Source organism: Amycolatopsis sp. lyj-346 (genome assembly GCF_046548975.1).
GTDB lineage: Bacteria > Actinomycetota > Actinomycetes > Mycobacteriales > Pseudonocardiaceae > Amycolatopsis.
In genome coordinates this window covers 304375-326384 of record NZ_JAJPWT010000001.1, presented here as the reverse complement: position 1 = coordinate 326384, position 22010 = coordinate 304375, and the positions used below count along the sequence as shown (strand labels likewise).

General features: G+C 70.4%; 17 protein-coding genes, 1 tRNA gene and 2 pseudogenes. 9 read left to right on the top strand and 11 right to left on the bottom strand.

Annotation, left to right across the window (positions count from 1 at the left end; translation table 11 throughout):
* Nucleotides 1–32: 32 nt before the first annotated feature.
* On the bottom strand, nt 33–1475 hold the full coding sequence (locus ACLJQE_RS01620) for a trehalose-6-phosphate synthase (protein WP_410637119.1): 1443 nt from the start codon (nt 1473–1475) through the stop codon (nt 33–35).
* An 82-nt stretch (nt 1476–1557) separates the two neighbouring features.
* A complete protein-coding gene (locus tag ACLJQE_RS01615) occupies nt 1558–3057 on the bottom strand; it encodes a threonine/serine exporter ThrE family protein (RefSeq protein ID WP_410637118.1) in 1500 nt (499 codons plus the stop codon).
* Nucleotides 3058–3236: 179 nt separating this feature from the next.
* Here ACLJQE_RS01615 and ACLJQE_RS01610 point away from each other — a divergent pair.
* A tRNA-Thr gene (locus tag ACLJQE_RS01610) sits at nt 3237–3309 on the top strand.
* Nucleotides 3310–3772: 463 nt separating this feature from the next.
* Here the strand turns inward: ACLJQE_RS01610 and ACLJQE_RS01605 are convergent.
* Nucleotides 3773–4738 carry a helix-turn-helix transcriptional regulator gene (locus tag ACLJQE_RS01605; protein WP_410637117.1) on the bottom strand — a complete coding sequence of 322 codons (966 nt, stop codon included), beginning with the start codon at nt 4736–4738 and terminating at the stop codon, nt 3773–3775.
* A 94-nt stretch (nt 4739–4832) separates the two neighbouring features.
* Here ACLJQE_RS01605 and ACLJQE_RS01600 point away from each other — a divergent pair, with 94 nt between their 5' ends.
* Together ACLJQE_RS01600 and ACLJQE_RS01595 are read left to right on the top strand one after the other, a co-directional pair.
* Entirely contained in the window at nt 4833–5819 is a 987-nt protein-coding gene (locus tag ACLJQE_RS01600; RefSeq protein WP_410637116.1) for a zinc-binding dehydrogenase, read from the top strand.
* Nucleotides 5816–6886, top strand: a complete 1071-nt coding sequence (locus ACLJQE_RS01595; RefSeq protein WP_410637115.1) for a winged helix DNA-binding domain-containing protein — start codon at nt 5816–5818, stop codon at nt 6884–6886. Before ACLJQE_RS01600 ends, ACLJQE_RS01595 begins: the two co-directional genes overlap by 4 nt.
* Before the next feature lie 437 nt (nt 6887–7323).
* Here ACLJQE_RS01595 and infA read toward each other — a convergent pair whose 3' ends face one another.
* From infA to ACLJQE_RS01575, 4 genes and pseudogenes are all read right to left on the bottom strand, one after another.
* Entirely contained in the window at nt 7324–7548 is a 225-nt protein-coding gene (infA, locus tag ACLJQE_RS01590) for a translation initiation factor IF-1 (RefSeq protein ID WP_410637114.1), read from the bottom strand.
* A gap of 244 nt (nt 7549–7792) precedes the next feature.
* Nucleotides 7793–8404, bottom strand: coding sequence for a hypothetical protein (locus ACLJQE_RS01585; RefSeq protein ID WP_410637113.1), 612 nt, complete (start codon nt 8402–8404; stop codon nt 7793–7795).
* A 228-nt stretch (nt 8405–8632) separates the two neighbouring features.
* Nucleotides 8633–9184, bottom strand: a pseudogene (locus tag ACLJQE_RS01580) (substrate-binding domain-containing protein); the annotation flags it as partial.
* Between the two features lie 164 nt (nt 9185–9348).
* A pseudogene (locus ACLJQE_RS01575) lies at nt 9349–9540 on the bottom strand (LysR family transcriptional regulator); the annotation flags it as partial.
* Nucleotides 9541–9641: 101 nt separating this feature from the next.
* On the opposite strand from ACLJQE_RS01575, the gene ACLJQE_RS01570 reads away from it, so the two are divergent.
* Both ACLJQE_RS01570 and ACLJQE_RS01565 read left to right on the top strand, forming a co-directional pair.
* The gene (locus tag ACLJQE_RS01570; protein WP_410637112.1) at nt 9642–10877 is read left to right on the top strand and encodes a serine hydrolase domain-containing protein; all 1236 of its coding nucleotides are present in this window, start codon (nt 9642–9644) and stop codon (nt 10875–10877) included.
* A 203-nt stretch (nt 10878–11080) separates the two neighbouring features.
* On the top strand, nt 11081–11947 hold the full coding sequence (locus tag ACLJQE_RS01565) for an alpha/beta fold hydrolase (RefSeq protein ID WP_410637111.1): 867 nt from the start codon (nt 11081–11083) through the stop codon (nt 11945–11947).
* Nucleotides 11948–11995: 48 nt separating this feature from the next.
* On the opposite strand, the gene ACLJQE_RS01560 is transcribed toward ACLJQE_RS01565, so the two are convergent.
* Complete coding sequence (locus ACLJQE_RS01560) at nt 11996–12154, bottom strand: hypothetical protein (protein ID WP_410637110.1); 159 nt, start codon at nt 12152–12154, stop codon at nt 11996–11998.
* Between the two features lie 133 nt (nt 12155–12287).
* Nucleotides 12288–14486 carry a helix-turn-helix domain-containing protein gene (locus ACLJQE_RS01555; RefSeq protein ID WP_410637109.1) on the bottom strand — a complete coding sequence of 733 codons (2199 nt, stop codon included), beginning with the start codon at nt 14484–14486 and terminating at the stop codon, nt 12288–12290.
* A 378-nt stretch (nt 14487–14864) separates the two neighbouring features.
* Between ACLJQE_RS01555 and ACLJQE_RS01550 the strand changes: the two genes are divergently transcribed.
* Both ACLJQE_RS01550 and ACLJQE_RS01545 read left to right on the top strand, forming a co-directional pair.
* The gene (locus tag ACLJQE_RS01550; RefSeq protein WP_410637108.1) at nt 14865–15851 is read left to right on the top strand and encodes a hypothetical protein; all 987 of its coding nucleotides are present in this window, start codon (nt 14865–14867) and stop codon (nt 15849–15851) included.
* A gap of 158 nt (nt 15852–16009) precedes the next feature.
* A complete protein-coding gene (locus tag ACLJQE_RS01545; protein WP_410637107.1) occupies nt 16010–16852 on the top strand; it encodes an ion transporter in 843 nt (280 codons plus the stop codon).
* Here ACLJQE_RS01545 and ACLJQE_RS01540 read toward each other — a convergent pair.
* The gene (locus tag ACLJQE_RS01540) at nt 16841–17530 is read right to left on the bottom strand and encodes a TioE family transcriptional regulator (protein ID WP_410637106.1); all 690 of its coding nucleotides are present in this window, start codon (nt 17528–17530) and stop codon (nt 16841–16843) included. The genes ACLJQE_RS01545 and ACLJQE_RS01540 overlap by 12 nt on opposite strands.
* A gap of 29 nt (nt 17531–17559) precedes the next feature.
* Between ACLJQE_RS01540 and ACLJQE_RS01535 the strand changes: the two genes are divergently transcribed.
* Nucleotides 17560–18552, top strand: coding sequence for an erythromycin esterase family protein (locus tag ACLJQE_RS01535; protein WP_410637105.1), 993 nt, complete (start codon nt 17560–17562; stop codon nt 18550–18552).
* 113 nt (nt 18553–18665) lie between these two features.
* Here the strand turns inward: ACLJQE_RS01535 and ACLJQE_RS01530 are convergent, their stop codons facing one another.
* Nucleotides 18666–20987 carry a chitobiase/beta-hexosaminidase C-terminal domain-containing protein gene (locus ACLJQE_RS01530; protein WP_410637104.1) on the bottom strand — a complete coding sequence of 774 codons (2322 nt, stop codon included), beginning with the start codon at nt 20985–20987 and terminating at the stop codon, nt 18666–18668.
* A 202-nt stretch (nt 20988–21189) separates the two neighbouring features.
* On the opposite strand from ACLJQE_RS01530, the gene ACLJQE_RS01525 reads away from it, so the two are divergent.
* A complete protein-coding gene (locus tag ACLJQE_RS01525) occupies nt 21190–21813 on the top strand; it encodes a hypothetical protein (protein ID WP_410637103.1) in 624 nt (207 codons plus the stop codon).
* Nucleotides 21814–22010 lie beyond the last annotated feature (197 nt).

Genomic DNA, 22010 nt, shown 5'->3' with positions numbered 1-22010 from the left:
TCCTCAGGAGCTCGTGCATGGTCGGGACTATGTCAGTCGACCGCCTCCGCACCCAAGGCCTGGAGGAAAGAGCGCGCCCATCGGTCAACGTCATGAGTGAGGACCTGGCGACGCATGGCGCGCATCCGGCGACGGCCCTCAGCCGGGTCGAGCGTAATGGCAGCCACTAGTGCGTCCTTCACCCCGTCCAGGTCGTGGGGGTTGACGAGGAATGCGCTAGAGAGCTCCGCGGCCGCACCCGCGAACTCGGAAAGCACCAGCGCACCGCCCAGATCGTGCCGCGTGGCGACGTACTCCTTGCACACCAGGTTCATGCCGTCGCGCAGCGGCGTCACCACCATGACATCCGCAGCGGAGAAGAAGCCGGCCAGCTCGGTGCGGTCCACGGACTGGTGCAGGTAGTGCACGACCGGGTGGCCGACGCGGGAGAACTCGCCGTTGATCCGCCCGACCATCTGCTCGATCTCGCCGCGCATCCGCTGGTAGTGCTCGACGCGCTCGCGGCTCGGGGTGGCGAGCTGCACGAACGTGACGTCGTCCGGCTGCAGCCTGCCCTCGTGCAGCAGCTCGTGCAGTGCCTGGAGCCGCAGGTCGATGCCCTTGGTGTAGTCGAGCCGGTCGACGCCGAGCAGGACCGTCTTGGGGTTGCCGAGGTCGCGCCGCAGCTGGGCGGCCCGCTCCTGGACGCCCTTGGTGCGCGCGAGGCTGTCGAGCCCGGCGGCGTCGATGGAGATGGGGAAGGCGCCGACGCGGACGGTCCGGTCGCCGACCTGCATGGTGCCCGGGCGCGACCGGACGCCGACCGCGCCGCGCGTCGACTCGAGGCCGATCAGCTGGCGGCACAGCCAGAGGAAGTTCTGCGCCCCGCCGGGGCGGTGGAAGCCGACGAGGTCGGCGCCGGTCAGCCCGCGGATGATCGCGGCGCGCCACGGCATCTGCATGAACAGCTCGACCGGCGGGAACGGGATGTGCAGGAAGAAGCCGATGCGCAGGTCGGGTCTGAGCTCGCGCAGCATCGCCGGCACCAGCTGGAGCTGGTAGTCCTGGATCCACACGGTCGCGCCCGGGGCGGCGACCTCGGCGCTGGCCTGCGCGAACCGGCGGTTCACCTTGACGTAGCTGTTCCACCACGCGCGGTCGAACACGGGGCGCTCGACGACGTCGTGGTAGAGCGGCCAGAGCGTCGCGTTGGAGAAGCCTTCGTAGTAGTCGCGGACTTCGTCGGCGCTCAACGAAACCGGGTGCAGGACGAGGCCGTCGTCGTCGAATTCCTCGACGTCGACGTCGGGCACGCCGGGCCAGCCCACCCAGGCGCCCTTCCTCGATCGCAGGAACGGCTCCAGTGCCGACACCAGCCCGCCCGGGCTGGCCGTCCACCGGCGCTCGCCCTCGGACGTGCGTTCGAGGTCCACCGGTAGCCGGTTCGCCACCACGACGAAATCGGCCTGGTTCGAGTTCTCCTTTTGGTCACTCACAGTTGCTGCTCCTCGCGTCCTGGGTCGCGGCCCCAGAGTGAAACCCTATCGCGTGAGCGATGAACAGTCCGTGACCTCTGGGTTACTCCAAGCTCCGTTCCGTCGGTTCGAGCGGACCAGCCATCCGCGGTCCGGCGAACCGGCGCTCCAGCCTGCCCAGGCCGGTGCGCACCGGCTGGGCGAGCCATTCCCCGAGTACCACGCCCGCTGCCAGGGCAAGCCCGATTGCGACGGCCGTCATGAGCGTCGAGATGTTGCCGCTCGGCTCGACCCCGATCTGGTACAGACCACGGTAGGTCGACAGGCCCGGAAGCAGCGGAGTGATCCCGGACACGGCGACCACCAGCGGCGTGACCCCGAGCCGCCGCGCGAGCACGCCACCGCAGAACCCGACCAGCGTCGCGGCCACCGCGGACGAGCTGACGCCGTCCAGCTTGGCCAGCATCAGCGAGCCGTAGACGGCGGCGCCGATGCCGCCCGCGGCCGCCGCGACCAGCATGGCGCGCACCTTGGAGTAGCTCGCGAGCGCGAAGCAGGCGGCCGCGCCGGCCCCGCCGAGCACGACGAGCGGCAGCTGCTGCGGCGTCGACCCGGTCACTTCGGGCAGCGGGGTGCGCGGCAGGCCGAGCATGACGGCGATCCGCAGGGCGAGCACGACCCCGGCGATCAGGCCCGCCGACATCAGCGCGGTCTCCATGGTGCGGCCGGCGGCGGTGACGTTGTAGCCGGTGATGGCGTCCTGCACGGCCGAGACGGTGGACAGCCCGGACAGCAGCACGGTGACCGCGGCCGCGACGACCAGCGTCGGCTTGTCGGTGGTCAGGACGTTGCTGCTGACGATGACCATGGCCGACAGCGTCGCGATCAGGCCGCCGACCACCTGCTGGAAGAAGAACGGCAGCCCGTAGCGGTTCACGACCCGGCCGACCCGGTCGATGACGCCGCTGATGACGAACGCCACGAGCGCGATGTCGAAGCCGCCACCGAGCAGGATGGTGACGAACGCGGCGACGCCGCCCCAGGACAGCGTCGCGACCCAGCGCGGGTACGGGTGCGGTGCGGAGGTGATCCGCTCCAGCTCGGTCTGGGCCTGCTCGGCGCCCATGTGCCCGCGGACGATCTTGCGGACGAGCTTCTCGGTCTCGGTCAGCCGGGTGTAGTCGAGGCTCCGGCTCCGCACGACGCGCAGCGCGGTGATGGGCGTCAGGTCGGTGCCGCGGTGGCAGGTCACGGTGATCGACGTGAAGATGACGTCGACCTCGCAGTGCGGCAGCCCGAGCGCGCCGGCGATGGCGATGATGGTGGCGGTGACGTCCGACGCGCCGGCCCCGCTGGCCATCTGGACCTCGCCGATGCGCACGCTCAGGTCGAGGACGAAGTTGACGGTGGCCTCGTCGGGCAGCTGCGGCCCCATGGCCTCTTCGGCCTCCACGGCGGGCAGCTCACCGGTGGGCGCTTCGAGGACGTGCCACGGCCTTCTCTTGAGCAGGTTGGGGCGGTGTGCCCGTGGCCGTTGCCGAGGTGGCTCGAGCAGCGGCCATCTGGTTGCCTGGCCCCCGTTGGTGCGCTCGCTGATCTTCATGATCCATCCACCTCCTCGCTCGTTCCCGATGACCATCGACGCCCGCCAGCCGACCGTTGCACGGATCATCCAGTGGCGTCCACCACGTTGCTCCATGGTGGCCGGGACCTGCGGATCCTGCCTCCCGAACCGATCATGGAAGGCGGCCCGATACACTGAGCGCGGCGTCCTGGCGCCAGGCCGGTATAGCTCAGCTGGTAGAGCATCTGTCTTGTAAACAGAAGGTCAGGGGTTCGAGCCCCCTTGCCGGCTCATCCCTGACCAGGGAGTCTCCGACGGTCGGAAACTCCCTGGTCGTGTTCCGCCTCAGGTCCAGTCTCATTCGGTGATCTACGCGGGTACGAGCGCGGCCGCCGGCGGCTCCCTTCGTCGTCTCCCGGCGCCTGCCAGAGCAGCCCACCGAGTTGCGTGGCGATGCCGCGCCGGACCTCGTCGGGCACGTGCTGAAACCGCTGAGCCATCGTGATCTTCGACCAGCCCATCACGTCCATGACGGCTCGCTCACCGACCCAGGAACGTCGCTTGTGGGCGCCGATTCCAGGGACCAAGTACTTACTGATCGCTGTTCGGCAGCAGGTTTGCGTTGATCAACTCGAACTGGCGAACGAACGCCGACCAGGGTGTCGGCTGCCAGTGTGAAGGGACCACCACAAGGGCGAAGACGTAGACGCAAGCCTTTCCGGACTGCCGGACTGCCGGGCAACCGAGAACTCCGTCATCTTCCCTCTGCGGTCGGGCCGCTGGCCCGCATGAACCGGGTGCCCCATTCGAGCAGGTGCGCGGTGAATTCAGGTGGCCCGAGCACCTCGAAGTCTGCGCCGACGTTGCCCAGCGCCTGTGTTGGCCAGTCCAGACTGGTCGAGATCATGGTGAGGTGGCAGCGGTCCTCTCCGGCGGGCTCGACCGTTCCCCACTGGCCGACCATCTGCCGTACCCGCGCCTCGGGTGCATGGACCAGGACCCGGACCGTGTGAGCAGCGGGAGCGCCGACGCTGGTGTGCACGAAGGCCGCCGCGTCCTCGGCGGGCAGCTTGCGCGGCAAGAACCGTGCCCCGGTCGGGCGGGGGTCGGTCAGCCGGTCCAGGCGGAAGCTGCGCCAGTCGTGCCGGGTCAGGTCGTAGGCGACCAGGTACCAGCGTCCGCCCTGCGCGACCAGCCGGTGCGGCTCGACTTCGCGTTCGGTCGGCGCGGCACCTCGTGCCGCGTAACCGAACCGGAGACGTTCCTCGTCCCGGCATGCCTGGGCGACTGCGGTGAGGACGCCGGCCGCGACGATCGGTCCGGCCGAGGCCGGCGAGACAGTCATGGCGCGCAACGCGTCCACTCGTGCGCGCAACCTGGGCGGCAGGACCTGCACGACCTTGGTGAGCGCCCTGACGGCGGCTTCCTCGATGCCGCCGATCCCGCTCTGCGCGGCATCGCCCATGCCGACCGCGAGGGCGACCGCCTCCTCATCGTCCAGCAGCAGCGGCGGCAGGACGGCGCCTGGCGCCAGCTGGTAGCCGCCGTCGGTGCCCCGGGAGGCTTGGACGGGGTACCCCAGCTCGCGCAGCCGGTCGATGTCGCGGCGCAGGGTGCGCTCGGAAACGTCGAGCCGGTCGGCCAGGTCGGGTCCGGTCCAGTGCCGATGGGTCTGCAGGAGCGACAGCAATCGCAGGGCCCGGGAGCTGGTGTTCGCCATGTTTCCATCCTGACAGGACTTCAGGACAAAAAGTGACCGGAAGCCTGTCTAGTGTCCTCCCCGAAGGCCGAAACCGACCGATGGAGACACAACGATGATCACCCGCGAGATCCAGCTGGCCAGCCACGTCACCGGCGTTCCCGGCCTGGAGCACTTCACCGTCGCCGAGGCCGACATCGACGGCGAGGTGCTGGTGCGCACAGAGCAGGTGGGGCTGGCCGCCACCTACCTGGAGCTGATGCGCGCCGACTGCCACCTCCCTGTGCCGGCGTGGCAGCCGGGTCAGCGGGTGGGCGTGGCCGCGATCGGCACCGTCGTCCGCTCAGCCAGTGACGCGCTCCAGGTGGGCGATCTGGTCCAGTCGATGACGGGCTGGAGCGAGTACTCCGCCGGTCCCGCCCGGTCCTACGTCAAACTCGACCGCGACGCGTTCCCCGATCCCGGCTTCCACCTCGGTCAGGGCCCGACCGCCTTCTACGGCATGGCCGACATCGCGGAGGTGGGTGTGGGAGATGTCGTGTTCGTGTCCGGCGCGGCGGGCGGTGTCGGTTCGCTGGCCGGCCAGATCGCCAAGCAGCTCGGCGCCGCGCGGGTGATCGGCAGCGCGGGCAGCGCGGCGAAGGTCGACTACCTGGTCAACGAACTGGGCTTCGACGCCGCGTTCGACTACCACGACGATCCCGCCGCACGGCTGAAGGAACTGGCACCCGAGGGCATCAGCGTGTTCTTCGACGTCGTCAGCGGCGCGCAGTACGACGCCGCGCTCCAGGCGGCACGGCCGGGCGCGCGGTTCGCGCTGTGCGGCTCGCTGTCCAGCCAGCTCGGCGACGCCGCCGAGCGATTCCCGCAACCAGACCGCACCGAAGCGGAACGCAGGGGCGTCGTGCTGTCGCCGTTCTCCTGCTACCACACTCCAGAGCAGATCTCGGCCTGGCACAAGCACTTCCGCGCGTGGCTGGACCAGGGACGGTTCGTTTATCCGCAGACTGTGGTCGAGGGCGCGATCACCGATGTGCCACAGGCGTTTCTGGCCTTGCTCCAGGGCGCCTACCGCGGCAATGTCTCGGTGCGTTTGACGTGAGCACGCTGTCGCTTCGTGTCCTGAACCGCGCCCTGCTGCAGCGACAGTTCCTGCTGGCGCGAACCGAGCACACCCCGCTGGAGGTGATCAGGCGGCTGGTCGCGATGCAGGCTCAGGAGCCGAACTGGCCGTTTGTCGGGCTGTGGAGCCGAATCCGGGAATTCGAGCACGCCGGGCTCACCACCCTGCTGGACGATCGGCGAGTCGTGCGATCGGGTCTGTTGCGCAGTACTCAGCACCTCACCCGGGCCGACGACTTCCGCCGGTTCCGGCCGCTGCTGCAACCGGTGCTCGACCGCACCGCGAGCGCGGCCCACTTCAGCCGCAACAGCGCGGGCCTGGACACCGGCGAGCTGGTGGCAGCCGGCTTGGAGTTCCTCGGCGATCAGGCGATGCCCCGCAGGGAGCTGGCCCGGCGGCTGGCGGAGAGCTACCACGATCGTGACGGACGGATCCTGGCCGGCGAGGTGGAAATGCGGTCCGCGTTGATCCACGATCCGGCCACCGCCGGATGGGGTGCCTGGGGGACCCGGTCGTCCGTGTCGGTCACGGCCGTCGAGGTGGGAGAGCCGGCGAACGCCATGGAGCTGATCCGCCGGTATCTCGCGGCATTCGGACCGGCCAGTGTCAAGGACGTGCAGGCGTGGAGCGGGTTGACCCGGTTGAGCGAGATCGTCGCAAGCATGAGCGGCGAGCTGCGCCGCTACCGGGATCCGCACGGTAAGGAACTGGTCGACCTGGCCGATGCCCAGCTGCCTGACGCCGACACCCCGGCTCCTGTGCGGTTGCTGCCCGCATTCGACAACGCCCTGCTCGGACACGCCGACCGGACCCGGATCATTGCCGACGAGGATCGGAAGCGGATCATGCCCGGCCGGGCGCTGGTCCTGCCTGCGTTCCTGGTCGACGGCCGCGTGCACGGCAGCTGGTCGCTATCCGGCGGGGAGCTGCGGCTGACGCCGTTCCGGCCGCTGACGGTGGACAACCGGGCCGCGCTCGAGGACGAGGCTCACCGCCTGCTGCCGTTCGTGGCCGCGGAAAGGGTGTCCTTCCCCGCCCGACCGTGATCGCCACGGCCAGCCTGATCGAGTCTCGAGCGACACCCGGCATCGACTGCGCTTCCGGCCGGCCACGTACCAATGCAACGAGAGGCGCACTGCGCAGAACCTGCACCTGCGCTCAACAATGGAACGCACTCTCATGCTCGTGGGCGAGCTACCGGCCAGCACCGCCGACCCGCCTGCTGAGGTAGCGGTGCAGCGCGGGCGCGTGCCGGTCGTGGAGCAGGCCGAACGTCCGGACTGCGTCCGGGGCGCCGAGGTCCGGCCGGTCGTCCGTGTCGGTGCCAGCTTTTGGACGCCTTGAGTGCGGGGCCGGCGAAGGCCCCGCACTCACAACGGACTCCACGTCGGCCTGTGCCCGCACACCGATCACGTGGAACCTGACGACGGCCTTCCTGCACCGGTTGTTGCCTGTGTGGAAGCCGCGAGCGTGTCACCGATTTCTACGTGCGGTAACGGAAGCGGATCCGGCCGCGGGTAAGGTCGTACGGGCTCAGCTCCACAAGCACTCGGTCGTACGGCAAGATCTTGATGTAGTTCTTCCGGATCTTCCCGCTGATGTGTGCCAGCACCTTGTGCCCGTTCTCGAGCTCCACCCTGAAGGTGGCGTTGCGCAGGCACTCGACGACAGTGCCCTCGACTTCGATGGCTCCTGCTTTTGCTGCCATATTTCTCGCACTTCTCCGTTCGGTGAGGAATGAATTCCTTGGACGTAGTCGTGATCGGCACGTCTCGGCGCCAAGACCGCCCGGTCGACTCATTCATGTCGGCCGATGCGGGCGGACCGGCACCCCAGCCGACATCTCACGCCACCATGCTGTGCGCCTGCCGGGTGCGCAATCCCACTTGCCGAGGATCTACACCCGATCGACTGGGCTGCCGACCACCACGAGGAGCTGGTCCAATGTGGACTCAACCGTCGTGTTTCGCGCCTGCCAGAGCCAGGTTTCGCTGTCGATCGATCGCTGTGGTCCCACTGAGCAGCGAACCGGCGGCGATGGCCCACAGCACCAGTGCGCCGCCGAATCCGGGCACCAGCCGCCACGCCCACGTGACGCCCGCGGCTCCGAGCACGACGGCCAGGATCGCCACAGCGCAGAGAAGGGCCGACAGCAGGAGGAAGCGGTTGGAACCGAAGAGGCGGGCGAACGGGATGAAGTGCAGACCGACGGCCAGCAGGATCCAGGCCGGGACGGCTTCCGGGAGGTCGAGGACGGCGGAGAGCAGCCGAGAGCCCCCGAAGATCGCTACCACCATGACCGTCACCGCGATGCCGTACCGCTTGCCGAACGGACTGCTCCCGCGATCACCGCCGGACGGAAGGGTCTTGCCTCGGCGGGCGGTCAGGAAGACCCAGCCGAACAGCAGCACCAGGACGACCGCACCCAGGAGCCGGAGCGCGGTTGCCGCGTCGGGTACCGCTGCAACGGCGGAGAACCACCATCCCGCACCGAAGCCGATGCCGATCGACGCGCTGATCGCGAGTGTGACCAGATGCCCTTTGGTGAACTGCTCGTCCGACATTCCGCCCCCAGGTCCGAACCGATTCTCGTGCAGGACGGTACCGGTGGGAGTTTCCGAGACTGGGGCCAGGTCGATCCGGGCGCTACCCGGTGGCGGACGCGCCTCGGGGGTCCACGAGCAGGAGCACCTGCTGCGACAGCGGCGGCCGGAAGCCCGCTCCGGCCTTACGGCCCGCCCCGGTGTCCGGGGCTCGTGGAGTCGGCAACAACCGGAGCTGGTCCGCCGTGCTCAGTGGAGCGCCGCGGTGCCCAGGTCGCGGACCACGTCGGCCAGAGCGCGGATCAGGCCGGTCTCGCCGCCGTCGCGCCACACCAGCGCCCAGCGCAGACCCCAGTCGCGGATCGCCAGGTACACCACGTCCGGCCGCGCGCTGTACCGGGCCACGTGGGCGCCGAGGTTGTGCACGAGACCGCCGGCCGACACGTTGGTGAAGATATCGTCCAGGCTCCCGAACGTCGGGTCGTGGCGCTCCACGGTCCGCCCGCTCGGCGTGTGGAAGGGGGTGAAGGCGTCCACCCAGTAGTCCGGGCTCAGCGGGGCGCGCGGGACGCCGTAGTCGCCGAAAATCTCGATCGACACCGAGTCCTCCTCGGCCAGTTCGTGGTCCGGGGACACCAGCGCCACAGCCGGCTCGGTGCAGATGACCGGTCCCACCGTGAGATCCGCTTCCTCCACCGGCAGCCACGCCACCAGCACGTCGACGTCACCGCGGCGCAGCGGGCCGAACGCGTCGACGAACGGGCTGTGCCTGATCCGCAGGCCCCACTGCGGGTTGCGGGACCGGAACGCCTCCCAGTACGGCGCAGGTCGTACGCGTTGCCCGGCAACATCCCCACCCGCAGTACCGCGGTCGTGCCGCGGGCCGCCATCCTGGCCCGTTCCAGCCCCGCGCGCAGTCCGCGCTGCACAGGCAACAGGTCGGCGCGCAACTGCTCGCCGACCGGGGTCAGCCGGACGCTGCGGCTGGTGCGCTCGAACAGCGCCGCACCGACATCGCGCTCCTGTTTCCTGATCGCCTGGCTGACCCGTGCCTGGGACACGTGCAGGCGTTGGGCGGTCCGTCCGAAGTGGAGCTCCTCCGCCAGCGTCAGGAAGATCTCGATGTCCCTGAGTTCCACACTGCCCACCCGACCCATAACCGCTGTGTTAACCGACGTTGCGGGAAGGGCCGTTGTTCCGCCGCCCCCGGTGATCAACCCTAGTGGGGACAGCTTGGTCGGCGGCATCGAGAGGGATCATGACGAACACCGTGAACTGGGACGAGACGGGCAACTGGACGATGGCAGGCCCCCAGCGGGCTCCGAACCCGCGCCGGATGCGCGACGTGCTGGCCCGGCACGTCGAGATGGGCACCGTGCCCGGTCTGGTCGCCTTGGTGGACCTGGGCAACCAGCCGCACGTCGAGGTGATGGGCAGGCTCCACGCCGATGGCGACGCTCCGATGCGCCGCGACACGGCCTTCCGCATGGCGTCGCTGACCAAGCCGGTCACCGCGGCTGCGGCGATGGCGCTGGTCGAGGAGTGCGTGCTCGGCCTGGACGACCCCGTCGAGACGTGGCTGCCCGAACTGGCCGATCGCCGAGTGCTGACAGGCATCGACGCCGAACTGGACGACACCGTGCCGGTCCGGCGGTCCATCACCGTCCGCGACTTGCTGACCCTCACACCCGGCTTCGGGCTGGTCCTCGCACCGCCGGACACCTACCCGATCCAGCGGGCCGTCGCCGAGCTGGGCATCACCGGCGACGGCACGGCGGCGTGGCCCACCATCGGCCAGGACGAGTGGCTGCGGCGGCTCGGCACGTTGCCGCTGATGTGCCAGCCGGGCGACCGCTGGCAGTACCACATCGGTTCCGACGTGCTGGGGGTCTTGGTCTCGCGGGCGTCGGGCCGGCCGTTCGGGCAGTTCCTGCGGGAGCGCCTGTTCGAGCCGCTGGGCATGGTGGACACCGGGTTCCACACCACAGAGGACCGGCTGCCCACCAGCTACGCCCACGACCCCGTGACCGGCGACCTCACCGTGTGGGACTCGCCTGGCGGCAAGTACAGCCGTCCCCCGGTGTTCGAGGCGGGTGGCGATGGGCTGGTGTCCACCGTGGACGACTACCTGGCGTTCCTTCGGATGCTGCTGGGCATGGGTGTCCACCGGGGTGTGCGCGTGCTGTCCCGTGCCTCGGTCGAGCTGATGACCATGGACCACCTCACGCCGGAGCAGAAGGTGGAGAAGGACTTGTTCGGCGACCACTTCGGCAGGCACGGCGGCTACGGCTTCGGCATGGCGGTGCGCACCCACCGGCGCGACCTGGCATCGGTCGGGCAGTTCGGCTGGGACGGCGGCCTGGGCACCACTGCGTACGCCGATCCGGCGGAAGGGCTGACCGGCATCCTGCTCACCCAGACCGCGCTGGACTCCCCCGCGACCGCGCGCCTGCACCGGGACTTCTGGACCAGCGCCTATCAGGCGCTCGACTGACCGCGGCCGAACCGGATCACCGAGGACAAGGTCCGTGTAAAGGACTGCCGGGTCCTTCAGGGCTGTGGACGTACACGACGTCGCACACGTCCTTGAGCCCTGCCAACGGGGATCGACACCACGGCGCGCGACCGTTCCCGGGGCGCCGAAACTGTCGGTGCCCCGGGCTAGTCTCCCCTGGAAGACCCGACCGGGGAGGAACCATGACCACCACGCACACACTGGCAACACCCGAAGCCGACATCGTCTACGACGTCCACGGCCCGTCGCCCGCCGACAGCCCGCGGCCGCCGTTGCTCATGATCGGGCAGCCGATGACCGCCGAGGGGTTCGGTGCGCTGGCGTCGCACTTCGCCGACCGCACCGTGGTCACCTACGACCCGCGCGGGCTCGGGCGCAGCGTCCGCAAGGACGGGCGGGTCGACCACGTGCCCTCGGTGCAGGCCGAGGACATCCACGCCGTCATCGAGGCACTGGGGGCCGGCGCCGTCGAGGTGTTCGGGAGCAGCGGCGGCGCGGTTGCCGCGCTCGCGCTCGTCACCGCCCACCCCGGTGACGTCAGCACGCTGGTCGCCCACGAGCCGCCGCTCGTCAGGCCGTTGCCGGACGCGGACGCGGCCGAGCGCGCCAGCCGGGCGATGCGGGAGGCCTACCAGGCCAAGGGCTTCGGGGCCGGGATGGCGGCGTTCATCGCGATGACGTCGTGGCCGGGCGAGTTCACCGACGCCTACTTCGCGCTGCCACCGGCGGACCCGGCCCAGTTCGGCCTGCCCACCGAAGACGACGGCCGCCGCGACGACCCGCTGCTGAGCGATCGCTCGGTCGCGGTGCCCGGCTACCGGCTCGACGTCGAGGCGCTGGCCGCGGCGCCGACGCGGATCGTCGTCGCCGTCGGCGAGGAGTCCCGGGAGGTCTTCACCGGACGTGCCGCGATCGCGACGGCCGAACTGCTGGGGCAGGAAGCGACCGTCTTCCCGAGCCACCACGGCGGTTTCCTCGGCGGCGAGTTCGGCTACACCGGCCAGCCGGAAGCCTTCGCCAAGAAACTCCGGGAGGTGCTCGAGGGCTGACCTCCGGTCGACGGCTGCCGCGCGCGCAGCGCCTGACGGCGACGGTCCCTAGTGCGTGCCGGGTTCGGCGGTGGCGGTGGGTCCGGCCGGGCCGGGCGTGTTCGCCGGCGTGTCGGGACCGGCGAGGGCCAGCCCGGCGACCAGCGCGAGCAGGACGACGCACAGGGCCGTGCGGACGAGTGCGGAAACGGAACAGACGACCATCATGGCAAGCTCCTCGGAATTGCCCGATCGATACCGGATCGACGGATTTCGGTCTGCTTCGACGGTGTGTGACGGCGGTGGGGAGCGACAAGCCGTTTCCTGTTGCCTGGCAGGGCTTTCCCGGGTGAACAAGGGATCACTCCGCGAACGCCGGCCGATTCCGGTACGCGGCCTCGCCGAGCACGGCAGGGTTGAGCGTCACCCGGTACGCGTCGGCCTCCGCCCACCAACGCTCCGCCCCCGGCCGGTCCCCGCGGGCGGCCGCCGTGTTGCCCAAGCCGGTCAACGCCCTCGCACGCTCGTACTCGCTGCCCGCGTCGTCGGCCACTTCGGCCGCGCGCCGGTAACCGCGGGACGCCTCCTCCCAGTGGCCCGCGCGGAAGTGCACCCAGGCCTCGCAGCCGGCCGACATCGCCCGGTCGACCGGCAGCTGGGCGAGCCCGCTCGCCTCTTCCGCGGCGGCCAGCGCCTCGGGAAACCGGTCCAGGGCCGCCGAGGCAAGCGCGATACCGCGCAGCGCGATGACCACGTTGCGGGTGCGGCCGGTCCGGCGGTAGACGGCCAGCACCGTCGTCAGCTCGGCCAGGGCAGGCTCGGCCTCGCCGCGGTACAGGCGGGCCCACGCCAGGCTGGACAGCGCGTCGATCGTGCCGCGGTCGTCGCGGGCCAGCTCGAACTGGGCCTGGGCCTGCTGGTGGAACCGGACCGCGGCGTCGGGGCGGCCCGATTCGAGGTGCGCCATGCCCAGGTTGTTGAGGATCATGCCCGCCGCGCTCGGGTCGCCGGCCGCGCGCGCCGCCTCGAGCGCGCGCTCGTGCGTCCGGATCCAGGGCTCGAACAGCTTCTCGCGGAAGAAGAACGCGCGGAGCACGAACGCCAGCTGCCAGCAGCGGTCGTACCGCCGCTGCCGGGCCGCGGAATCGACGATGTCCGCGAGCGTCGGCCACTGCGCGCCCAGCCAGGCGAGTGCGCCGTCGGCGTCCGAGAAGGGCGCGCCTGCCGGGGCCGGCAGGCCGGTGGCCGGGCGGAACCGGTAGGGCTCGGCGAGTTCGTCGGCCGCCACGGTCAGCGCGACGAGGTACTCGACCAGCCGGTGCCCGGCGGCTTCCCGGTCGCCCGGCTCGACCTGGGGAAGCGCGTGCTTCGCCGCGAAGGTCCGCATCAGGTCGTGGAGCTCGAGGTACCCCCGTTCGTCGCGGACGACCAGGTGCGCGTCGTGCAGCCGGTCCACCAGCCGGTCCGCTTCGCCCGGGGCGAGACCCGCGAGCGCTTCGACGGAGCCGGTTTCCGCGGCGGTCGCGGGGTGCAGGGCGAGCAACCCCAGCAACCGCCGCTGGTCGCCGGGCAGTGCCTCGTACGAGACGGCGAACGCGGTCGCGACACTCCGCTCGCCGTCCTCCAGCGCGCCGAGCCGGGTGGTTTCGTCGGCCAGCCGGTCGCGCAGCTTCGCCGCCGTCCAGCCGCCGGCGATGAACCGGGCGGCCACGATCCGCACCGCGAGCGGCAACCGCCCGCAGTGCCGGACGATCTCGGTCGCCACCGCTTCGTCGTCCGGCGCGTGGTCGCCGGCGACGGACCGCAGCAGCCGCACGGCGTCGGCCGCCGGCAGCACCTCGACCGGGAAGTGCCAGGCGTCGTCGAGGGCGGGCAGCCGTCCCCGGCTGGTCACCAGGATCCGCGACGACGTCTCGCCGTCGACGATGGCCCGGATCTGTTCGGCGGACCGGACGTTGTCGAGCACGAGGATCATCCGCCGTCCGCGCAGCTGGTCGCGGACCAGGTTGGCCAGGCCGTCTTCGTCGGCGGGAAGCTGGTCGGCCGAGACGTCCAGCAGCCGCAGCAGCCGGTGCAGGGCCTCACCGGGCGAAAGCTCGACGGCCCCCGGCGTGTGGCCGCGGAGGTCGAAGAACAGGCAGCCGTCCGGAAAGGTGTCCGCGACCTGCCGGGCGGCGGCAACGGCCAGCGCCGTTTTGCCGGCGCCCGCCATCCCGTGCACCACCCCGACCCGGGCGTCGTCCGGGCCCAGCAGCAGGGCGGAAAGCGCTTCGAGTTCCGTTTCCCGGCCGACGAAGTACCGGCCGTTGTCCGGCAGCCCGACGATGCCGCCGGCGCTGTGGCGCGCGGGAAAAGCCGATTCCGCGACGAGGGCGAGCAGTTCTCCGCCGGCCCCCAGTGCCTGGTCGCACGCCTTGGCGAGCTCCCGGTTCGCGCGGGCCTTGCCGTTCTCCACCTTGCTGAGGTAGCCCTTGGTGAAATGGACGGACGCAGCAAGTCCGGTCAGTGACATGCCGACCGACATCCGTCGACGTTTCAATTCCGCTCCAAAGTCCGGCATGGCTCGATCATCCTGTAATCGGCGAACGGGGGGAAGGTCCGCCGGCGGCCCGGGCCCGCCGGCGACGTACTGGTCAGCCCAGCAGGGAGACCAGCTGGCCGAGCACGATGACGAAGTGCGTGTGCATCGCGTTCCCCTTTCCGGATCACCGCCACCGCGGTTTCCCGCAGCGGCTTCTCAGGTTGCCGAAGGATTTCGGCAACCCCAGCTTGACCCGGCGAATTGCCCGGCGAAAGACGTTTCCCGTTGCCCGTCAGGAGAAAGCGCGGACCTGGGTGGTTTCCCTGCCCCGGAAACAGGCGGAAACGGGTGACGCCGTCGTGAGGTGACGAGCAGGTGGGTAGACTTCGCCGCAGCGACCAAGACGGAGGTGGCGGCTTGGCTCAGGAGGCGGCCGAAGCGAAGATCAACGCTCTCTCAACGGAGCTGAAACTGCTTCGCAAGGGGCTCGGCATCCAAGCGAAGACCCTGCCTGCGCACGTCGGGGAGCAGTTGCGCGAAGTGTGCGGTGTGCACGAAGAGGACGCCCCGGGAACGGTTCGCGGCAAGGTGGTCGAAACGCTTCGCCGGTTGATCGAAAAGCTGCCCGAATCGCACCGCCCGACGGCGCGGATCGTCCTGGGTTTCGGCACCGGCGCGAACGAGCGCTACACCCAGCGCCTGGCACTGCTGGGCACGGACGCCGACCGGAACGTGCGCACGATGCAGCGCCGCGCCGACGACGTCATCTACCTGATCGCCGAGGCCGCGTACGGCGCTCCGTGGCCGGACGCGGGTGTTCCGGCCATCAGCGACGACGGCCCGTGGCACACGTCGGCGCTGGCGGTCCGGCTGACCTTGACGGGGGTCGGCGAAGCCGAGGTCTTCGAGACCCGCCGGGTGGTCAGCCACGTCGCCGGGCTCGCCGACGTCGAGCACGCGATCTCCCTCGCCCGGCCGGCCAGCACCACCGGCCCGCCGGACCTCTCGGGCCTCGGCATCGACGTCGTCGCGGGTGGTGAGGTGCATTCCGTGCGGATGGCCGGCTCGTCCCGGGTCGCCTTCAGCCTGCGGCCGCCGCGGCCGCTGGACGCCGGTGACGAGCACGAGTTCTTCTTCCGCATCCGGGTGGACGAGCTGCCGTCGCCGTTCTACTGCTGCACGCCGGAATTCCCGTGCGAGAGCTTCGACCTCAATGTCCGGTTCGACCGGCGGAAGCCACCCCAGCGGGTCTGGCGCATCGACGGGGAGTTCTCCAAGGACGCCCAGGACCCGCTGACCGCGCGCGAGCCGCTTTGCCTCGACAACTCGGGCGAGGTGCACACCGGTTTCCGCGACCTGCGGCCCGCGCGGTCCTACGGCGTGGGCTGGCAGCCCGCTTCTTGAGCCGCCGGCCGCGGCATCGGGCGAGGGCGGAACACGACGGAAGCCGGACAAAACGTGACACGGTCTCCTTCCGGAGACGCCGCCGCCCGGGGCCCCGAAAGCGTTCGCGGGCGCGGGTCCGGACCGGCTGATCAGCGGTGTCCGTGCCATCATCGGGCATGGTCACCCGTGAACCCGAGCTCAACAGCGGGGTGCTGCCCGGGAACGTGCGCGCCGACGACTGGGTCATGTTCGTGCTCGCCGTCGGATCGGCCGGGTTGCTGGGGTTCATGCTGCTCAGCCCGCCCGCTCGGGACGCCGGGCTCGTCATCTTCTACGTCGACTGCGGCATCTGCTCGATCTTCCTCATCGAGTTCCTGTGGCGGTGGCGGAAACGGCGGTGGTCGCGGAAGTTCCTCGTGCGCAACTGGTACGAGCTGTTCGCCATGATCCCGGTCGCGCACCCCGCCATGGCCGCGCACAAGTTCGTCAGCGTCGTGCTGCTGCTGGTGCGGATCGGGCGGGCCGCGGACCGGGCCGTCGGCGAGCAGTTCACCTACCGGCTCGTGGACAAGCTCTCCGAACCGATCGTGAAGGCGATCAAGAAGCCGATCACCGTCGCGGTGCTCGACGAGGTCGTCAAGGTGCTGGAAACGGGCAACTACCCGGAAAACCTGGCCAAGTCGCTCGGGGCGCACAAGGACGAGCTGCGCTCGATCATCGCCGAGAAGATCGCCGCGGACCCGCAGCTGGGGAAGCTCAAGCGGCTGCCGTTCCACGACGAGATCGTGCGTGCCTGCGTCGACACCTCGTTCCGCGTGCTGCTCGAAGTCCTCCTCGACCCGCGGATCGACGACTTCTTCTCCGCCGTGGTCCGGGAGAACCGCGAGCAGATCCGGCTGGCCGTGCAGCTCGGGCTCAACGAGGTCGACGACGAGGACGAGGAGAAGGTGCTGCCGGTGCGCACCCAGCGCGCGGCCGCGCACGAGTACGACCGGCTGCACCCGGGCTCACGGCCCTGACGCCAGGTACGCGCTGAGCCGGGCGGCCGCGTCGAGCATGGCCAGCCCGCGGCCGGTGAGCCGCCGCTGCCAGGTTTCGAGCGCTTCGGCCAGTGACTCCGTGCCGCCCGCGGTGCGGACCTGCTCGACCACCGTCGCGATGTGCTCCAGGGAGTAGCCGCCGCGACGCAGCAGGTGGGCCAGCTCGGCGTCGCGGATGTCGGCCGCGCGGAAGACCCGGTAGCCGGTCGCCCGGTTCCGCGGAGGCACCAGGATGCCGGCTCGCTCCCACGCGCGGACGGTCGCCGCGGTGACGCCGAGACGATGCGCGAGTTCGCCGATCGACCAGCCGGCCGCGGCCGTCCCGGGTGCCGGACCGCTCGTCAGGGACCCGATCGCCTTGCGGACCGTGTTGAGAGTTTCTCGGTCACGGAGCAGCTGCTCGTGCCCGCGGCCGACCAGCGTCAGCGCGCGGTCGAGATCGCCTTCGTTGACGGCGTGCATGATCCCGCCTGCCGTTGCGTGCCCGTAGGCCGGGACCAGCGCGAGGAACGCCCGCAGTGCTGATGCGTGCGCCTCCGTGTAGACGCGGTAACCGCTCGGGGTGCGCGTGGCAGGCGGGAGGAAGCCGTCGCGCTCGTAGTTGCGGACGGCCTGCGTGGAGATGCCGTGCTCGCGGGCGAGGTCCGCAGGTCTCAACCGGGTCTTCAAGGATACGATTCAACCACATGAACCTGACCGACTTCACCGCCGAACTGCTCGCGCTGGGCGAGCCGACCCATTTCGAGCCCGCGTGCGCGCACCTGCGCAACGACCTCTTCGCCCAGCTGGCCGAGCACGGCTTCCGGTCGATCGCGCTGGAGACCGACCGCGTCGCCGCGCTCGACGGCGGCTTCTCACACGGCTTGGGCGAGGTGGACGCCAACCGGCAGTTGCTCGCGTGGCTGCGCGAATACAACGAGGACGCCGAGGAACCGCTGGCCTTCCACGGGTTCGACCCCCCGACCGAGACGTTCAGCGCGCCCAGCCCGCGCACCTACCTCGAACACGCCCGCGACTACCTCGGGCTCGACGTCGACATCGCGGCACTGGCCGGCGACGACGAGCGGTGGAGCCGGTCCGAGGCGATCCTCGACCCGGCTCAGTCGCCCGGCGCCACCGCCGAGGCCCGCGAGCTGCGGGTGCTCGCCGACGACCTGCTCGTCGCCCTCCACGCCCGAACGCCGCGGCTGGACGCCGCCTGGTGGCGGGCCAAGGTGCACGCCACCGCCGGACGCGGCCTGCTCCGCTACCACGCGGCGTCGGCCCGGCCCGGCGACCGGGACACGAGGATTTCGCGCCTCGCGGGCATGCGTGCGGTGCTCATGGCCGAGAACCTGCTGGACATCCGCGCCATCGAGGCCCACCGCGGCCCGACGCTGGTCTTCTCGCACAACAGCCACCTGCAACGCTCGGGATCCGGCGCCGGCGCGATCGTCGGGGCGCTGCTCGGCGACCGGTACGCCTTCGTCGCCGGCAGCCTCGGCCACAGCGAAGCCATCGGCCTCGGCGAGCCGGACCCGGACACCTACGAGGGCCGGCTGCAGCAGGGCACGAAGACCTGGAAGCCGGCCCCCGTTCCCACCGGCCGCAAGCGCACCGACACCAAACCCGAACGAGGCTACTTCGGCCTCGACGCCAACGTGCTCGACGGCGCCACCGCGGTCTGGCACATCGCCTGAACCCACCTCGCGCCGGCCCAAGCGCCCCAATGTGGCCTTCGGTGCGTTCAACGCACCCAAGGCGGCCTTCGGTGCGTTGAACGCACCCAAGGCCGCCTTGGGGCGCTTGGTGGCTACGGGTAGCTGACCACGTTGACCGGCACCGTGCCCGAAGGCGTGACGCCGCCGGTGTCGTTGATGACGTGCGTGATCGTGCCGCGGTAGTTGAGCGAAACCGTCAGCAGGCTGTGGAACCGGACGCCGCTGTTGTCCGGCACCTCGAACGCGTGGTAGCTGGACACCGCCGGGTTCGTGTCGAAGAAGCAGTAACTCCCGAGACCCCAGGCCTCATGGGACGTCACGTTCGCCCCGACCTTGTACGCGGCATACCCGGCGACACCCGATGGCGCGTTCCACGACGCCTGGTTCGGCACGTCGTAGGGCATCTCGTTCTGGAAGAAGATCGTCCGGCCGCCCTGGCCGTTCCAGATCACCTGGTACTTCTGGTAGTGCTCGACGAACAGGCCGGTGGCGAGCACGTTCGCGCCGTTCACCACGAGCCCGGTGTCGGCCGTGTTGGTGTTCCAGCCGTACGTGCCCGCGTTGCCGTGGTCGGCGCGCCACGCCCAGATGTGGTCGATGATCGTGTTCGCGCTGTTGACGATCAGGCTGTTCGTCGCCTTGCCCGCGATCTGGCCGCCGATCCGGAAGAAGACGTCCTGGAGCGTCGTCGGGTTCGAAGCGTGCGAAGCCGACGAGCCCGATTGGCCGACCGTGAGCAGTGCCTGCGAGTTCGTCGTGCCGGCGTCGAAGAGCAGGCCCTTGATCCGGACGCCGTCCACATCGGACACCTGCATCGCGTTGACGCCGTTGTCGGGCACCAGCGTCGGGTAGCCGATGCCGAGGATCGTCGTGTTCGCGCGGGTCACGTTGAGCGTCTGGTTCAGGTGGTAGATGCCCGGCGTGAAGAACAGGTTGCAGCCCGCCGCGAGCGCGTTGTTGATCGACGCGGCCGTGTCGCCGGACTTGACGACGTAGAACTGGCTCATCGGCGCCGAAGTGCCGGGGGTGCTGCCGTTCGCCCAGCTCGGGCCGGACGCGTTCGTGCGCAGGGACGGCAGGAACACGCGGTACTTGCCGGTGCCGTCGACGTAGAGGTAGGGGACGTCACGGGAGACCGGGGTGGTCGCCAGCGTGGTTTCCGGCGGGTTCGGGAACGTCGTCGCCGGCGCGCCGCTGGTGCCGGAGAAGACCATGTTCCACACGCCGCCGTTCCAGCTGCCCAGCGCGGAGTCGCGGGTGTACCACTGCTGCTGCGACACCGACGCGGCCTGGCCGGAGACCTTCGAGTCGGCGATGTAGCCGCCGCTGGCGAAGCCGTAGCTCGCCGGGTACAGCTGCAGCCCGCCGCGGATGTCCATCCGGCGGAACGGCGCCGCCTGCGCCACCGCCCAGCGGTTGTTGCCGCTGGAGGGGTTGACGGCCATGTTCTCCGCCGAGCGCCAGAAGTTCTGCAGCGCGACGCCGTTGTCGGAGGCGTTGAAGGCGTCCACGGTGATGTCGCCGTTGATCACGACATCGCCGGGGTTCTGGCCGAGGCCGGCGACGGAGGTGTAGAAGCCGACGTTGTCGTGCACGTTGTAGCTGCCCGGCTTGAACAGGTGCGCGACCCGGCGCTCGGCGAACTGCGCGGTGAGCGTGTCCTTCTGGTTGTCGAAGTCGGTGTCCAGCTGCGCCTGGATGGTCGCCGCGGACATGCCGGGGTCGAAGATCCGCACGTTGGGCCCGAAGTTCGGGGTGTCGGACTGCGTCGGGCAGCCGGCCTGGGTGCCGATCGTGTAGCTCGCGCTCGACACCGCCGAGTCCGCCGAGCCCGCTTTGGTCGCGATGGCGTTGACCGTGCGGGACGTCGGGACGCTGATCGGTCCACTGTAGATCGGCGACGACGCGGTGGGTGCTGATCCGTCCACTGTGTACCGGATGGTCGCGCCCGCGGTGGCGCTGCCGATGGTCACCGTCTGTGCGGCCGGATAGCTGCCACCGGGTGGGCTGAACGTCGGCGCGGCGACCGCCGACGTGCCGCCGCCGACGGTGTAGCCGAAGTGCGGGGTGTCGTACTGCGGGCCGCTCTTCTCGTAGGTGAACCAGTAGTCGAGGACGTTCCCGCTGCTCAGGCCGCCGACGGTGGTCCGCCAGGTGCCGGACCCGTCGGTCATCCGGACGTTCTGCTGGCCGAGGCCCGGGACGCCGGTGTAGTGGACGTCCACGTATCGCGCCGGGGTCGTCGGGGTGAAGCTGAGCTGCACCTGGCCGGCGCTGGGCTGGGTGGCGCTCTGGGTGTAGTCGTCCGCGGCCAGCGCGGCCGGAGCGCTCAGCCCGGCCGCCACCAGCACTGCCGAAGCGACGAGCGCGAGGCCCGGGCCGCGTCGTCGAAGCTTGTCCAAGGTCCGGTTCACGCCGTGACACCTCCGCCGTTGGGGATCCACGAGGCATTTGTTGCGAGTCACAACAAAGTAGCTCCCGTTGAGCAGAGCTCTGATCACGTTTCGGTAACACTTGTCTGGACCAATGTCGGCGTCGAAAGCCCTCGGAGCCACGGACGGGTGAGGTTCACGCGGCGCGTTTTCGCTGGTCCCGGCGCGGGGTAAGGATGTCTGCATGCTGGACACCGAAGTCCTGTCGCGGACGGCTCCGCGGGCGCTCGACGTCGTCACCCCGCTCGGCGAGGTGCGGTTCGCCGTCCGCGCCGATGGCTGGGACGTGCCCGGGAGACCCGAGCTGACCTGGGGCCTCGCGTCCGGGGCCCGGCTGTGCCGGTGGCGGCACCGGTCCGTGCGGCTGGACGTGCTGTGCGGGACCACCGCGTCCGGGCTGCCCGGGGTCACCCGGGAGACCACGATCCTGCGGGTGCTGGCTCGCGAGGACGTCGGCGAGTTCGTCGTCCAGGCCGAGCTGGCCGGCGCGCCGCACGAGGACCGCGTCTGGGAAAGCGCCTTCACCGCCGAGACCGCCGACGCCGTGGTGAGCGTCGGCGGCCCCGGTGCCGATCTGCTGCGGCGGTGCTCGCTGGCCGGGCAGCACGTGCCGCCGTACTGGTCGCGGCTGGTCGGCGGGGACGCCGTCGAGCGGACCGGGGGCCGGCTCACCTGGCGGCTGCCCCGCGTCGACCGCGGCGACTACGCCGAGCTGTGGGTGTCCGTCGCGTGGAGTGCGGCGGGCGGGGACCCGGGCCGTGCCGTCGACATCGACGCGGCCCGGGTGCGGCGGGAGCTGACCCGGTGAAACCCGCTCCGGATCCGGAGCCCCGGCGCGGTCGTTGCCGAGCCGGGTCGTATTGGCGCCCGCGGTCGGCGTCACCGGGGCCGAAGTGGTGCATGGGGTGTTCCCGGCGCCGCTGACCTTCACCTCCGCCGGCACCCCATCGTCTGATCTGTCACAAACGGGCGCCCGTGTTCGTCAAGGTGGTGAACGACCGTGAA

Excerpts from the sequence above, each read along its gene's own strand:
- ACLJQE_RS01615 (WP_410637118.1), bottom strand. The coding sequence starts at position 3,057 with ATGAAGATCAGCGAGCGCACCAACGGGGGCCAGGCAACCAGATGGCCG.
- ACLJQE_RS01605 (WP_410637117.1), bottom strand. The coding sequence starts at position 4,738 with ATGGCGAACACCAGCTCCCGGGCCCTGCGATTGCTGTCGCTCCTGCAG.
- ACLJQE_RS01600 (WP_410637116.1), top strand. The coding sequence starts at position 4,833 with ATGATCACCCGCGAGATCCAGCTGGCCAGCCACGTCACCGGCGTTCCC.
- infA (WP_410637114.1), bottom strand. The coding sequence starts at position 7,548 with ATGGCAGCAAAAGCAGGAGCCATCGAAGTCGAGGGCACTGTCGTCGAG.
- ACLJQE_RS01585 (WP_410637113.1), bottom strand. The coding sequence starts at position 8,404 with ATGTCGGACGAGCAGTTCACCAAAGGGCATCTGGTCACACTCGCGATC.
- ACLJQE_RS01570 (WP_410637112.1), top strand. The coding sequence starts at position 9,642 with ATGACGAACACCGTGAACTGGGACGAGACGGGCAACTGGACGATGGCA.
- ACLJQE_RS01565 (WP_410637111.1), top strand. The coding sequence starts at position 11,081 with ATGACCACCACGCACACACTGGCAACACCCGAAGCCGACATCGTCTAC.
- ACLJQE_RS01560 (WP_410637110.1), bottom strand. The coding sequence starts at position 12,154 with ATGATGGTCGTCTGTTCCGTTTCCGCACTCGTCCGCACGGCCCTGTGC.
- ACLJQE_RS01555 (WP_410637109.1), bottom strand. The coding sequence starts at position 14,486 with ATGCCGGACTTTGGAGCGGAATTGAAACGTCGACGGATGTCGGTCGGC.
- ACLJQE_RS01545 (WP_410637107.1), top strand. The coding sequence starts at position 16,010 with ATGGTCACCCGTGAACCCGAGCTCAACAGCGGGGTGCTGCCCGGGAAC.
- ACLJQE_RS01535 (WP_410637105.1), top strand. The coding sequence starts at position 17,560 with ATGAACCTGACCGACTTCACCGCCGAACTGCTCGCGCTGGGCGAGCCG.
- ACLJQE_RS01525 (WP_410637103.1), top strand. The coding sequence starts at position 21,190 with ATGCTGGACACCGAAGTCCTGTCGCGGACGGCTCCGCGGGCGCTCGAC.